The following is a 13,121-nucleotide window of genomic DNA, read 5'->3' as shown; positions in this document are numbered from 1 at the left end:
CCTCGTCGGCTCCTTCCGGCGTGCCGCGTGACGGACCGGCCGGGTCCGCGGCGACCAGGGTTTCACGGTCGTCAAGGGGGCTGCCCGGTACACCCGTCGGCGGAGGACGGTACCCGTGTGAAGACGGCTGCACGGGATGTTGAGGGAGTTTTTGCCGATGGCCGATCCGTGACGGTGAGCGCCCGGCGCCACGCGGATCCCGGGTATCGCTAATGCAAAGTGCGGCCAAAAGACACGGGGTGCTGGTGACGGCCGTGTTACCTCCCTGTTGACGGCGAGCCCCCGCATCTCGCAGGCTCACCGAGATAGGTGTTAGATACAACTGGTTTGGCCGGTCGCCGGTCGCGCCTGCGAAAACACGGGTGGGCGGCGGGATCGGCCGGACCGGAGGCAGGAGGTAGCGCATGTGTGGCATCACCGGCTGGGTCTCCTTCGACCGCGACCTTCGCTCGGAGGGCGCCACGTTGGATGCGATGACCGAGACGATGGCCTGCCGGGGTCCGGACGACCGCGGCACCTGGACCGAGGGCCCGGCGGCCCTCGGGCACCGCAGGCTCGCGATCATCGACCTGCCCGGCGGCCGCCAGCCGATGACGGCCGCCACCCCGGCGGGCACCGTGGCGATCGTCTACTCCGGGGAGGCCTACAACTTCACCGAGCTGCGCCGTGAACTTTCCGGCCGCGGCCACCGCTTCACCACCGACTCCGACACCGAGGTCGTCCTGCGCGGCTACCTGGAGTGGGGCGACGCCGTCGCCGAACGCCTGAACGGCATGTACGCGTTCGCCGTCTGGGACGGCCGCGCGGACAAGCTCGTGATGATCCGCGACCGCATGGGCATCAAGCCCTTCTACTACCACCCGACCGCCGACGGCGTCCTGTTCGGTTCCGAGCCCAAGGCCATCCTCGCCAACCCGCTCGCCCGGCGCCGGGTACGGCTGGACGGGCTGCGCGAGCTGTTCACCATGATCAAGACGCCCGGCCACGCCGTCTGGGACGGCATGCGCGAGGTCGAACCGGGCACGGTCGTCACCGTCGACCGCTCCGGCGTGCGCCACCGCGTCTACTGGGAACTGGAGACCCGGCCCCACACCGACGACCGCGACACCACCATCGCCCGCGTCCGCTCGCTCCTCGACGACATCGTGCGCCGCCAGCTCGTCGCCGACGTACCGCGCTGCACCCTGCTCTCCGGCGGCCTGGACTCCTCCGCCATGACCGCGCTCGCGGCCCGCCGGCTCGCCGAGCACGGCGAGAAGGTCCGCAGCTTCGCCGTGGACTTCGCCGGACAGGCCGAGAACTTCGTCGCCGACGAACTGCGCGGCACCCCCGACACGCCCTTCGTCCACGACGTGGCCCGCACCGCCGGCACCGACCACCAGGACATCGTCCTGGACGCGCGGGCCCTCGCCGACCCCGAGGTGCGGGCGAAGGTGATCCGGGCCCGCGACCTGCCCGCCGGCCTCGGGGACATGGACGCCTCGTTGTACCTGCTCTTCCGGGCCATCCGCGAGCACTCCACCGTCGCCCTGTCCGGCGAGTCCGCCGACGAGGTCTTCGGCGGCTACCTGCAGTTCTTCGACGAGGAGGCCCGCGGCGCCGACACCTTCCCCTGGCTGGTGCGCCTCGGCCGCCACTTCGGCGACGACGCCGACATCCTGCGCCCCGACCTGACGAAGGCCCTGGACCTCACCTCGTACGTGGCCGACGGCTACCGCGCCGCCGTGGCGGGCATCCGGCGCCTGGACGGCGAGAGCGACTTCGAGTACCGGATGCGGCGGATCTGCCACCTCCACCTGACCCGCTTCGTGCGGATCCTGCTCGACCGCAAGGACCGCGCGAGCATGGCCGTCGGCCTGGAGGTCCGGGTGCCGTTCTGCGACCACCGGCTCGTCGAGTACGTCTACAACACGCCCTGGGCGCTGAAGTCCTTCGACGGCCGTGAGAAGAGCCTGCTCAGGGAGGCGACCGCGGACCTGCTGCCCAAGTCCGTGTACGACAGGGTCAAGAGCCCCTACCCGTCCACGCAGGACCCGAAGTACGCCGCCGCCCTGCAGGACCAGGCCCGGGACCTGCTCTCCCGGCCCGGCCACCCGGTCTTCGACCTCGTCGACCCCGAACGCCTCCGGCAGGCAGCCCACCGCGACACGCCCCTGAGCACCCAGGCGGCCCGGCGCGGCCTGGAGCGGGCCCTCGACCTGGCGCAGTGGATCGACCTCTACGAACCGGAGCTGACGCTCGACTGAGGGGCGCACGGCCCCGGCGGCGCCGCACGCCCGCCTCAGCCGCCGGTGCCGTCGTCGTCCTCGGAGCCGCAGGAACTGCCGCTGGGGGGCAGGGAACCGTACAGCAGGAAGGCGTCGACCTTCCGGTGCACGCACTTGGAGGACGAGTACCCGGTGTGCCCCTCGCCCCGGTTGTCGAGCACCACGGCCGCCTCGCCGAGCCGTTCGGCCGTCTCCACCGTCCACCGGTACGGCGTCGCCGGATCGCCGCGCGTGCCGACGAGCAGCATCTTCGGCGTGTCGAGGTCCTTGACCTTCTCGCGGATGAAGGCGGTGCCCTTGGGACGGCCGTAGCACATCAGCACCTGGGCGAGCCGGTACCGCCCGAAGATCGGCGAAGCCTTCTCGTACGCGGCCCGCAGCCGGTCGAGCGACCGCGTGACCTGCGCGGCGGTCGGCCGGTCCGGATCGTCCGCGCAGTTGATCGCCATCAGCGCGGCGGACAGGTTGTCGGGGGGGACGTCCTCCTCGTCGGCCAGGCCGCCGGCGGTGTCGCGTTCCCGCTCCTCCCCGCGGACCGGGAAGGCGACACCGCCGGCGATGAAGCTCTCCAGGGCGCCGGTGTCGCCGTCCTCGACCAACTGCGCGAGCGCCCGCTGCAGCAGGGGCCACAACTCCCGGCTGTACAGGGCCTGTCCGATCGCGCCCACCAGGTCCTGCCCGGTGAAGGCGTCGCCGAACGCCGTCGGCACCGGATCGTCGTCGAGCGAGCCGACCAGCTCCGCGACCCGCTCCCGCGCCTCCCGCGCGTCCTGCCCGAACGGGCAGGCGACGTCCTCGGTGCACCAGTCGATGAAGTTCTCCAGCGCCGTCTGCTGCCCCCGCGCGCCGGCCAGGCCCTGTTCGGCCAGCGGTTCCGTCAGCGTGTCCACGCCGTCCAGCACCATCCGCCCCACCTTGCCGGGGAACTGGGCCGCGTAGACCGCGCCCAGCCGGGTCCCGTAGGAGAAGCCCAGGTAGTTGAGCTTGTCGTCACCGAGGGCCTGGCGCATCACGTCCATGTCGCGGGAGGCGTCGACCGTGCCTATGTGGGACAGGACGGGGCCCGAGTGCCGCACGCACTCGGCGGCGGCGTCCCGCAGCCGCCGGAGCACCTCCCGCGTGTCGCCGTCCTCCTCGTCCCCGTCCGTCGCCTCCAGGATCTCGACGGAACCCTCGCCGCAGGTGACCGGCGAGGACCTGCCGACGCCCCGCGGGTCGAAGGCCACCACGTCGTAGCCGTTGGTCAGGTGCAGGAAGTCCTTGCCGCCGGCCGCGAGCTCGCTGACGCCGGAACCGCCCGGGCCGCCGAAGTTCAGCAGTACCGATCCCCTGGAGTCGTCGCCGGTCGCGCGGTAGCGGGCCAGGGCCAGGTCGAGCGTCCCCGCGTCGGGCCGCGCGTAGTCGAGGGGGACGGTGACCTTGCCGCACTGCAGATCCTTCGGCGCGTCCGGGCTCTCGCACGCCGACCACCGGACCTTCTGGTCGTAGAACCGGGACAGGCCGGGAGCGACATCCTCCGCGGCCGCGGCGGGCAGGCCCGTGCCCAGCAGGGCCAGCCCGAACGCGCCGGTGACCGCGCAGCGCCGGACCGAGGACCGAGTCGACAGCTTGGCCAGCATCGATGCCTCCCAGGGCGCCCCGTCGCGGACCGGAGATCGGCGCCCTCGATCACCATAGACGGCGCCCGGAAGGCACGCCTCCGGGCGAGCGGGGCGGGCCGGGGCGGCGTGCCCCGCCCGCTCGCCGGGCTTGAGCGTCTTCGCCGTCCGTTCGACAAGCGGGTTTGTTCGGCAAGCGGGTGCGGGCAACAGCTGCGCCGACACCGGCAAAGGCACCAGGGACGCCAAGGACGCCAAGGGTGACAAGGACGGCAAGGCGAGTGAGGGGGGGGCGGCGTGTCCGGGGGAGCCGCCGCGAGCGGCAGCGGAAAGGATTCGCCGGGGTGCTCTCCGGCAACGGCGTGCAGCTGCCGGTCCGCCTCCCCGTGAACGTCGGCGGCAACACCGTCGACGTGGCGGGCGTGGGCAACGCGGCCGTCGGCAACGAGCCGGCGAACATCTCCGGTCACCGTCCCGGGCGGCCCCACCGCCCGGAGCGGCCTGCGCCGGAGGCGGAACCGTCCGCGCCGGCCGCGGACGAGGAGCGCACGCGTCCGAACGCGCCGCGCCCGCACGCCGCTCCGCCGCGGCCCGTGACCTCCCTCGCCGAGACCGGCACGGACCACACCGTGCCCGCCCTCGCCGGCGCCACCGCCCTCGTCCTGGGCGGAGCGACGCCGTTCCGGCGGTTCCGCCCGGGGCGGACGGACGACGCGGCGCAGTGACGGGCGGGGGGCCGACCCCCACGAGCGGCTGGGGACTTTCCCACAGGCGATGAGCGGTGGGGATTTCCCCGGGGGCGGCCGCCGGTACGGGCGGGCGGCTTCCCCGAGGGTGGGGGCGCCGTACCGGCCGGGTGGAGCCGGTGCGCCGCCCACCCGGCACGGCCCGGACCGTCGGTGTCCGGGCGCCGGCGTCCGGACACCGACGGTCCGGGGAGCTGCCGGACGGACTCAGCCGCGCCCGGTGTGAAAGCGGCGGTGCAGCGCCCGGACCCGCTCCGCCAGTTCGGGCACGGGGCCCTCCACGGCGACACCCGGCGCGACCTCCTGGACCGGCAGCGTCCGCACCGGCGGGGCGGGCGCCCCCCACTCCGCGAGCCAGGCGGACAGCTGCTCGGAGGAGGCGACGTACACGATGCGTCCGAGCCCCGCCCAGGCGTGTGCGGCCGCGCACATCGGGCAGTGCTCGCCCGAGGTGTACACGGTCGCGGCTGCCCGCTCCTCGGGCGTCATACGGCCCGTGGACCAGCGGGCCAGCTCGAACTCGGGGTGGCGGGTGCGGTCGCCCGACGCCACCCGGTTGCGGTCCTCGGCGAGCACCGCGCCGTCCGCGCCGACCAGGACCGAACCGAACGGCTCGTCCCCGGCCTCCAACGCCTCGGTCGCCAGTTCGACGCAACGGCGCAGGTACGGCAGCTCGGTGTCCTTCACGACCATGGGGTACGGCCCTTCCTCGCGCGGTGATCTCCGAGAGCACCCTACGTCCGGGGGATGACCAGGGGAGGGCCGTCGGAAGGCGACGCCGTACGAGCCCTGCGTCCGGTGCGACGGCGGTCGTGAAGCACGGAGGTGCGGTGCCCCCGCGGATGAAACCGCCGGCGATCGCCCAGGACCGCACCGGTGCCCGTTGCGACCGGGCCCGGCCGCGTGCTCAGCGGCGTGCTCGTGCCCGGTCCAGCGCGGCCACACCGAGCGCGGCGAGACCGATCTGGATGAGCCACTCGACCCAGTCCACCCCGCCGGTGTCGGCGACACCGAACGCGGCGGCGATCGCGGAACCGATCAGCGCGGCCACGATGCCGACGGCGATGGTCCACAGAATGCCGATGCGCTGACGGCCCGGAACCACGAGCCGGCCCAGGATGCCGATGACGATGCCGATCACGATGGCACTGATGACGCCGTCGATTTCCATCTCCGCCCCTCTCGTCGGAACTTCGCAGTGGTGCGTCTGCCCCCTGTCGGCGCGCACACTCCGAACGTCTCCGGCGGCTCCCGGAGCGGGGCGGCGGCGGTGGCTCGGGCGTGCGGTTCCCGCACCGGCGGCGGAGCGCTACGTCACCGCCCCGTTCCGGGGCGCGGACGCGTGCGGTTCCCGCGCAGGCGGCGGAGCGGACGGCGTGGCCCCGGCGGACGGGCGGCCGGATCCTGCCGCCGGAGCCCGCGGCGGGACTGACATGTCCGCCTCGATACCGGGCAGGCGTTTTGTGCGCAAGACGTCGTTGGAGCCGATGGCCGATCGTGGAGGTGTCTGCCGCTATGGGTGCGAAGGTGTTGGAACGGTTTCCCGCGGGAGCTCCACGCGGTTCGTGGCCGGCGGAGGAGTACGCGGCGGCGCGGCGCGCGGAGGGCGAGCCCGCCACCGTCGTCATGGATCTGGAGTCGGACGCGTTCCTCGTGGTGATCCCCGGCCGCGACGACGACTGACGCGGGCCGCCGGTGACGGCGGCCGAACCGTTCCTCCCCCGCCCGGGACCGGGGACGGCCCCGGGCGGGGGAGCGGCACCGCAGGAGGTGCCTTTGGGGAGCGGGTGCCGAGGGAGGCCGACGACGAAGGGGCCGCCTGCCGGGCCGCAGGCCGCGGACGGCCGGGTGGACGGGTACCGGGCGGCTCGGCGGCCGGGGCGGGGATGGCCGGGCGGTCGGCGGTGCGGGCGGTGACCGGGCGGTCGGCGGTGTGGGAGGTGACCGGCCGCCGACCGCCCGGCGTGCGGCCGGTGGCCCCGTGCGCCGAGGATGCGGGACTCGCCGGAATTTATTTGGGCATCTGAAATGTTGGCCAATACATCTGATTGTTCCTGCAGGACTCGCGGGCCGCAGCGCCCGCGCGCATCACCAGCGAGGCACCGTGAACCACCCCGCCCCCGAGCAGCCCGCCGCCGTCGTGGCCCGCCTGCGCGCCGCCTTCCGCTCCGGCCGTACCCGGCCCGTCGAGTGGCGCACGGCCCAGTTGCGCCGCCTGCGCGAGCTGCTCACCGGAAACGGACCGGAGCTGGCCGCCGCCCTCCACGCGGACCTGGGCAAGAGCGCCGCCGAAGCCCACCGCACGGAGATCGACTTCGTCGTCCGCGAGATCGACCACACGCTCGACCACCTCGCCGACTGGCTGCGCCCCGAGCCCGCTCCCGTCCCGGCGCACCTGGGCGACGACACACGGGCCTGGACGCAGTACGACCCGCTCGGCGTCGTCCTCGTCATCGCGCCCTGGAACTATCCGGCCCAGCTCCTGCTCGCCCCCATGGTCGGCGCGCTGGCCTCGGGCAACGCGGTGGTCGCCAAACCGAGCGAGCTGGCCCCCGCCACCTCCGCCGTCCTGGCCCGGCTGCTCCCCGCCCACCTGGACACCGACGCCGTCGCCGTCGTCGAAGGCGGCGTCCCGCAGACCACGGCCCTGCTCGCCGAGCGCTTCGACCACATCTTCTACACCGGCAACGGCACCGTCGGCCGCATCGTCATGCGCGCCGCCGCCGAGCACCTCACCCCGGTCACCCTCGAACTCGGCGGCAAGTCCCCGGCGTTCGTCGACCGCGGCACCGACCCCGACGTGGTCGCCGACCGGCTGGTACGCGGCAAGTTCCTCAACGCCGGGCAGACCTGCGTCGCCCCCGACTACGTCCTGGCCGACCCGGAGACCGCCGCCGCCCTCGAACCCGCGCTCGCCCGTGCCGTCGAGGCGGTGTACGGCCCCGACCCCGCGGCCTCGCCCGCCTACGGACGCATCATCAACGAGCGCCACTTCGACCGGCTCGTCGGTCTGCTGGACTCCGGCCGGGTGGTCGTGGGCGGCGGCAGCGACCGCGCGAGGAGGTACATCGCGCCCACCGTGCTCGCCGACGTCGACCCCGGGGCGCCGGTGATGCGGGAGGAGATCTTCGGCCCGCTCCTGCCGATCGTCACGGTCGCCGGGATCGACGAGGCGATCGCCTTCGTCGCCGACCGGGACAAGCCCCTCGCCCTGTACGTCTTCAGCGAGTCCGGCGAGACGCGGGCGCGGTTCGCCGCCGAGACGTCCTCCGGGGGCCTCGGGTACGGGCTGCCGCTCGCCCATCTCACCGTCTCCGACCTGCCGTTCGGCGGCGTGGGCGAGAGCGGTATGGGCAGCTACCACGGCCGCTACTCGATCGAGACCTTCAGCCACCGCAAGGCGGTGCTGGACAAGCCGCTGGGCTGACGCCGGGCCTGCGGGGCCGGGTCGCCGGGGCGACGCGGGCCGATGCCGGCCGGCGCCCCGGCCCGCGCGTCCCGCGGCCGTGCCCCGCCGGGGGCACGGCCGCGCCGCACCCGGGGCGGGAACCTCCCGGGCGAGCCGCGCGGGCACCCGGCCGGGCGCCTGCGCGATCCACGCTCCCTCCCGCATGAGGTGCCGACCCCTCGGTCCGTGCTCCCCGCGCCGGGCTCGGACCGCCCGCGGACGCACCCGGAACCAGCCGCACGCCGCTCCGGCGGACGCCCGGCCGCGGCGCCTCCGCCCGCGGAGGCAGGGCCATCGGCCCGCGTCCGCACCCGGTGCGCCGAACGGTTTGGCATCCCTGAAGTTTTACGTATAACCTCTCCCGTCAATCGCCCTCCGGCCGGCTGGCGTCACCACCCCCACGTCCAGAACGACCTGCTGAGGAACACCGCACATGACCGCGTCCCGCATCGACACCGACACCCTCCGCCGGCTGCCCAAGGCCGTGCTGCACGACCACCTCGACGGCGGCCTGCGTCCCGCCACCGTCGTGGAGCTCGCGGAAGCGGTCGGCCACACCCTGCCCGCCACCGACCCGGACGCCCTGGCCGCCTGGTACCACGACGCCGCCGGCTCCGGCGACCTGGTGCGCTACATAGCCACCTTCGAGCACACCCTCGCCGTGATGCAGACCCGCGAGGGCCTGCTGCGCACCTCCGAGGAGTACGTCCTCGACCTCGCCGCCGACGGCGTCGTCTACGCCGAGGTCCGCTACGCCCCCGAGCTGATGACCGACGGCGGCCTGACCCTGAACGAGGTCGTGGAGACCGTCCAGGAGGGTCTGGCGGCGGGCATGGCCAAGGCGGCGGCAGCGGGCACCCCGGTCCGGGTCGGCACCCTGCTGTGCGGGATGCGGATGTTCGACCGGACGCGGGAGATCGCGGACCTCGTGGTCGCCTACCGGGACGCGGGCGTCGTCGGCTTCGACATCGCCGGCGCCGAGGACGGCTTCCCGCCCGCCGACCACCTCGCCGCCTTCGAGCACCTGCGCCGCGAGAGCGTGCCCTTCACCATCCACGCCGGGGAGGCGCACGGTCTGCCCAGCATCCACCAGGCCCTCCAGGTGTGCGGCGCCCAGCGCATCGGGCACGGCGTGCGCATCACCGACGACATCCCCGACCTCGCGGCCGGCAAGCTCGGCCGCCTCGCGTCCTGGGTCCGCGACCGCCGCATCGCCCTGGAGATGTGCCCCACCTCCAACCTCCAGACCGGCGCCGCGACCTCCATCGCCGAGCATCCGATCACCGCGCTGAAGGACCTCGGCTTCCGCGTCACCCTCAACACCGACAACCGTCTCGTCTCCGGCACGACGATGACCCGCGAGATGTCCCTGCTGGTGGAGGAGGCCGGCTGGACGGCCGAGGACCTGCGCACGGTCACGGTGAACGCCGTCAAGAGCGCGTTCCTGCCGTTCGACGAGCGCAAGGCCCTCATCGAGGACGTCGTCCTGCCCGGCTACGCGGACGTGCTCTGAAGCAGCCCGCGCACGTAGGCGGCCTGTCCGGCGTGCTGGAGGTCGTCGGACAGGACGCTGACCAGCCGCACGCCGAGGGTGACCGGCGGATCCCAGTTCTCGTCCACCACGCGCTCCAGGTCCCCGGCGGCCAGTGAGCGCAGGGCGCCGAGCGTCTGCTCGTGCACGTCGTCGTAGTAGCCGGTCAGCAGCTCCGCGGAGTCGACCCGCACCTTGGCGACCTGGGCGGGGCTGTGCCCGTACCCGGTGTCCTGTCGCGGCAGGTCCAGCCCGAACCGCTTCTCCCACTCCCGCGCCGGCCACACCTGGTCCAGTCCGAACGCGTCCGCCACGTGGTCGTCCTGGACCCGGGTGAGGTGCCAGACCAGCCAGGCGATGGAGTTGGTGCCGGGGGAGGGGAGGGCGTTGAGGTCGTCGGGGCCGAGGCCCTCGACGGCGGCGTGGACCTCTTCCCGGATGCGGCCGTAGCCGTCGATGAGGATGTCCTTCGCGTGCATACGTCCACCATGGCGCACGCGCCGCTCACGCGCTCCCCGTTTCCGGGCCGGCGTGCGGTCCGGTTCCCGGCGCGGTCTCCAGCACGGCCATCAGCGCCCGGGCCGCCGGGCTGGTGGCCTGCGGGGCCGGCAGCAGCGCCACGGTCTCGTACGCCGCCCCGCCGGTGCCCTTCAGCGGCAGCGCGGTGAGGGAGGCCCGCTTGTGCCGGAAGTGCCGCGGCACGACCGCGATGCCGAGGTTCTCGTCCACCAGGTCGAGCAGGCCGTGCACGTCGTTCACCTCCAGGGCGACGGTCCGCCGTACGCCCGCCGCGGCGAAGGCGGTGTCGGTGGTGCGGCGCGGACCCCGGCCGGGGTGGAAGTCGACGAAGACCTCGTCGGCGAGGTCCCGCGGCGTCAGGGCCGCTCCGGCCGCCGCGAGAGGGTGGTCCGGGTGGCACAGCACGGCCATCGGCTCCCGGTTCAGGAAGACGGAGCGCAGGTGTTCGGTGTCGGCCTCCGCCCGGTAGGCGAACGCCAGGTCCAGCCGCCCCGCGGCGACCCCCTCCGCCAGCGCCCCCGAGCCCGCCTGCCGCAGCCGGATCTCCACGTCCGGGTGACGCCGCCGGAACGCCGCCAGCAGCCGGGCCACGTGCACCCCGGCCACGCACTGCTCGGTGCCCAGCGACAGCGTCCCGCGCAGCACGCCCTGCACCGCGGCGACCGCCTCGTGCGCCGCCCGCACCTGCGCCAGGATGCGCCGTGCCTCGCCCAGCAGTGCCCGCCCGGCCTCCGTCAGCGTCACCCTGCGGGTGGTCCGCACGAACAGCGGGGCCTGCAGCTCCCGCTCCAGCGCCCGGACGGACGCCGACAGGCCCGACTGGGACACCATGAGGCGTTCCGCCGCCCGGGTGAAGTGCCGGTCCTCGGCGACCGCCACGAAGTGCTGGAGATGGCGCAGTTCCATGATTGAGCAGCGTATCCGCTGAATTTCATCGGATTCTTCTGTTGGACCACTGCCCGCAGGTCACGACAGAGTGGATCCCGGCCGTCGTCGCCGCCCCTCGCCACCCCGGACGGCCGGTGAGGGAGCCCCGGCCGTCCGGTCACCCGTGAACCAACCCCCTGGAGTCGCGTTGTACACCGCACATCCCAACCGCTACGCGGACATGCCCTACCGGCGCACCGGACGCAGCGGCCTGAAACTCCCCGCGCTCTCGCTCGGCCTGTGGCACAACTTCGGCCCGGACCGCCCGGTGGAGACCCAGCGGGCCATCCTGCGCCGCGCCTTCGACCTCGGCGTCACCCACTTCGACCTGGCCAACAACTACGGCCCGCCGCCCGGCGCCGCCGAGTCCGCCCTCGGCGAGGCGCTGAAGGCCGACTTCGCGCCGTACCGCGACGAACTGGTGATCTCCACCAAGGCCGGCTACCTGATGTGGCCCGGTCCGTACGGCGAGTGGGGCTCGCGCAAGTACCTGCTGTCCTCGCTCGACCGGAGCCTGCGGCGGATGGGCCTGGATTACGTCGACATCTTCTACTCCCACCGCCCGGACCCCGAGACTCCGCTGGAAGAGACGATGGGTGCCCTGCACTCGGCGGTCCAGCAGGGCAAGGCGCTGTACGTCGGCGTCTCCAACTACTCGGCGGAGCAGACCCGCGAGGCCGCGCGCATCCTCGCCGGGCTCGGCACCCCGCTGCTGATCCACCAGCCCCGCTACTCGATGCTCGACCGCCGCCCGGAGACCGAGGGCCTGCTGGACGCCCTGGACGAGCTCCGGACCGGCTCCATCGCCTACTCCCCGCTGGAGCAGGGCCTGCTCACCGACCGCTACCTGGACGGCATCCCGGAGGACTCGCGGGCCGCGAGCGACAGCCCGTTCCTGAACACCGACGCCCTCACCGAGGAGCTGGTGGGCAAGCTGCGCGCCCTGGACGAGATCGCCAGGTCCCGCGGGCAGTCCCTGGCGCAGATGGCGCTGGCGTGGGTGCTGCGCGGGGGCCGGGTCACCTCCGCCCTGGTCGGCGCGAGCAGCCCGCGGCAACTGGAGGACAACGTCGCGGCGGTCCGCAACCTGGACTTCGACGCGGAGGAGCTCGCCCGGATCGACCGTGTGATCGCTTCGTAGGGCCGCTGTCGCCGGGGCCGGGCCGCCGTGGGGCCCCCGGCGCGGGAGGGCGTACGGTCTTGGCGCCGGCCGCCACCGTTCGGCCCGGCCTCGACCGGGGCGCCGCGCGGTGTTTCGGCCAACGGCTGGAACGCATATGCCGGGAGACTGGCCGGAAAGATGTGGTGACAGTGATTCAGCAGTGAACATACTCGACTCCTAGGGTCTTTCGTTTGGATCAGGTCGGATCAGGGAGCGGGACCTGGTGCCGTGCGTCGCAAGGCGGAGGAGGGCGCCATGGCGGAGCCATGGCGGCGCCATGGCAACCGACGACGACGCGGCGGGGCACGGCACCAGGCCCCGCGAGCCCGGCATGATCCGAACGAGAGGCCCTGGGGCGTCTCACGTCACGCGACGGCGCCCTCACGCACAGCACACGAGCCGCACGGAAGCAAAGCCCGGCCGACCGACGAGCGAGCGATGAGCTCTGCGACGGGGGAGGGGAGACGTGCACGACGAGTTCCTGTGCCATGTCACCGCGTACGGGGTCTGCGGTGGCCGGCGCATCGGCGTACCCCTGGGGACCTACCGGGCGCCCACGCTCGCCCTCGCCCTGTGGTGGCTGCGCGACCGGGCCTCGTGGATCGCCGAGCGGCTCGACCCGCGGCCCGGCACCGCGCCCCTCCCGTCCGGCGCTCTCGTCCCGGTCGCCGACACCGTGCCCGACGTGCCCGCCGTGCTGCGGGCCTGGTGCGGTGACGTGGCCCGGCAGGAACGGGTGGCCGACGAGCTGGCCGCCGGACGGCTGGTGCGCGTCGCCGTCAGCGACGACACGACCGAGTACGAGCTGCTCGCCGAGTCCGTGGACGCCCTGCGCATGCAGCGGACCGTCGCGCCGCTGGTCGTTCCCGTGGCCTGACGCCGCTCGCCGCCCGCCCGCAGGCGCACACGTGCGCGAATCGGTA

At 73.8% G+C, this 13,121-nt stretch carries 12 protein-coding genes; 7 read left to right on the top strand and 5 right to left on the bottom strand.

Translation table 11 applies throughout. From position 1 onward, the window contains the following. The first annotated feature begins 404 nt into the window (after positions 1-404). Positions 405-2,246, top strand: a complete 1,842-nt coding sequence (asnB, locus tag ACSU6Z_RS01790) for an asparagine synthase (glutamine-hydrolyzing) (protein WP_437042171.1) — start codon at positions 405-407, stop codon at positions 2,244-2,246. A 35-nt stretch (positions 2,247-2,281) separates the two neighbouring features. Here the strand turns inward: asnB and ACSU6Z_RS01785 are convergent, their stop codons facing one another. Then, entirely contained in the window at positions 2,282-3,886 is a 1,605-nt protein-coding gene (locus ACSU6Z_RS01785; protein ID WP_437042169.1) for an alpha/beta hydrolase, read from the bottom strand. 323 nt (positions 3,887-4,209) lie between these two features. Here ACSU6Z_RS01785 and ACSU6Z_RS01780 point away from each other — a divergent pair, with 323 nt between their 5' ends. Then, complete coding sequence (locus ACSU6Z_RS01780) at positions 4,210-4,590, top strand: chaplin (protein ID WP_437042167.1); 381 nt, start codon at positions 4,210-4,212, stop codon at positions 4,588-4,590. Between the two features lie 228 nt (positions 4,591-4,818). On the opposite strand, the gene ACSU6Z_RS01775 is transcribed toward ACSU6Z_RS01780, so the two are convergent. Both ACSU6Z_RS01775 and ACSU6Z_RS01770 read right to left on the bottom strand, forming a co-directional pair. After that, the gene (locus ACSU6Z_RS01775) at positions 4,819-5,304 is read right to left on the bottom strand and encodes a nucleoside deaminase (protein WP_437042165.1); all 486 of its coding nucleotides are present in this window, start codon (positions 5,302-5,304) and stop codon (positions 4,819-4,821) included. 214 nt (positions 5,305-5,518) lie between these two features. Then, positions 5,519-5,782, bottom strand: coding sequence for a GlsB/YeaQ/YmgE family stress response membrane protein (locus tag ACSU6Z_RS01770; protein ID WP_437042163.1), 264 nt, complete (start codon positions 5,780-5,782; stop codon positions 5,519-5,521). 344 nt (positions 5,783-6,126) lie between these two features. Here ACSU6Z_RS01770 and ACSU6Z_RS01765 point away from each other — a divergent pair, with 344 nt between their 5' ends. The 3 genes from ACSU6Z_RS01765 (at position 6,127) to ACSU6Z_RS01755 (ending at position 9,572) form a co-directional block, all read left to right on the top strand. Beyond that, positions 6,127-6,294 carry a hypothetical protein gene (locus tag ACSU6Z_RS01765; RefSeq protein ID WP_437042160.1) on the top strand — a complete coding sequence of 56 codons (168 nt, stop codon included), beginning with the start codon at positions 6,127-6,129 and terminating at the stop codon, positions 6,292-6,294. A gap of 421 nt (positions 6,295-6,715) precedes the next feature. Next, a complete protein-coding gene (locus ACSU6Z_RS01760) occupies positions 6,716-8,038 on the top strand; it encodes an aldehyde dehydrogenase family protein (protein ID WP_437042159.1) in 1,323 nt (440 codons plus the stop codon). A gap of 454 nt (positions 8,039-8,492) precedes the next feature. After that, entirely contained in the window at positions 8,493-9,572 is a 1,080-nt protein-coding gene (locus tag ACSU6Z_RS01755; protein ID WP_437042157.1) for an adenosine deaminase, read from the top strand. Here ACSU6Z_RS01755 and ACSU6Z_RS01750 read toward each other — a convergent pair. Together ACSU6Z_RS01750 and ACSU6Z_RS01745 are read right to left on the bottom strand one after the other, a co-directional pair. Beyond that, complete coding sequence (locus ACSU6Z_RS01750) at positions 9,554-10,069, bottom strand: mycothiol transferase (RefSeq protein WP_437042155.1); 516 nt, start codon at positions 10,067-10,069, stop codon at positions 9,554-9,556. The genes ACSU6Z_RS01755 and ACSU6Z_RS01750 overlap by 19 nt on opposite strands. Positions 10,070-10,094: 25 nt before the next feature. Next, the gene (locus ACSU6Z_RS01745; RefSeq protein WP_437042153.1) at positions 10,095-11,015 is read right to left on the bottom strand and encodes a LysR family transcriptional regulator; all 921 of its coding nucleotides are present in this window, start codon (positions 11,013-11,015) and stop codon (positions 10,095-10,097) included. Positions 11,016-11,184: 169 nt separating this feature from the next. Here ACSU6Z_RS01745 and mgrA point away from each other — a divergent pair, with 169 nt between their 5' ends. Continuing rightward, positions 11,185-12,177 carry an L-glyceraldehyde 3-phosphate reductase gene (mgrA, locus tag ACSU6Z_RS01740; protein ID WP_437042151.1) on the top strand — a complete coding sequence of 331 codons (993 nt, stop codon included), beginning with the start codon at positions 11,185-11,187 and terminating at the stop codon, positions 12,175-12,177. A gap of 487 nt (positions 12,178-12,664) precedes the next feature. Continuing rightward, the gene (locus ACSU6Z_RS01735) at positions 12,665-13,075 is read left to right on the top strand and encodes a hypothetical protein (RefSeq protein WP_437042149.1); all 411 of its coding nucleotides are present in this window, start codon (positions 12,665-12,667) and stop codon (positions 13,073-13,075) included. Positions 13,076-13,121: the final 46 nt, after the last annotated feature.

The sequence above is a fragment of the Streptomyces sp. enrichment culture genome (assembly GCF_964273145.1).
Lineage (GTDB): Bacteria > Actinomycetota > Actinomycetes > Streptomycetales > Streptomycetaceae > Streptomyces.
The sequence above is the reverse complement of the archived record's forward strand: the minus strand, read 5'-3'. Positions and strand labels throughout refer to the sequence as shown.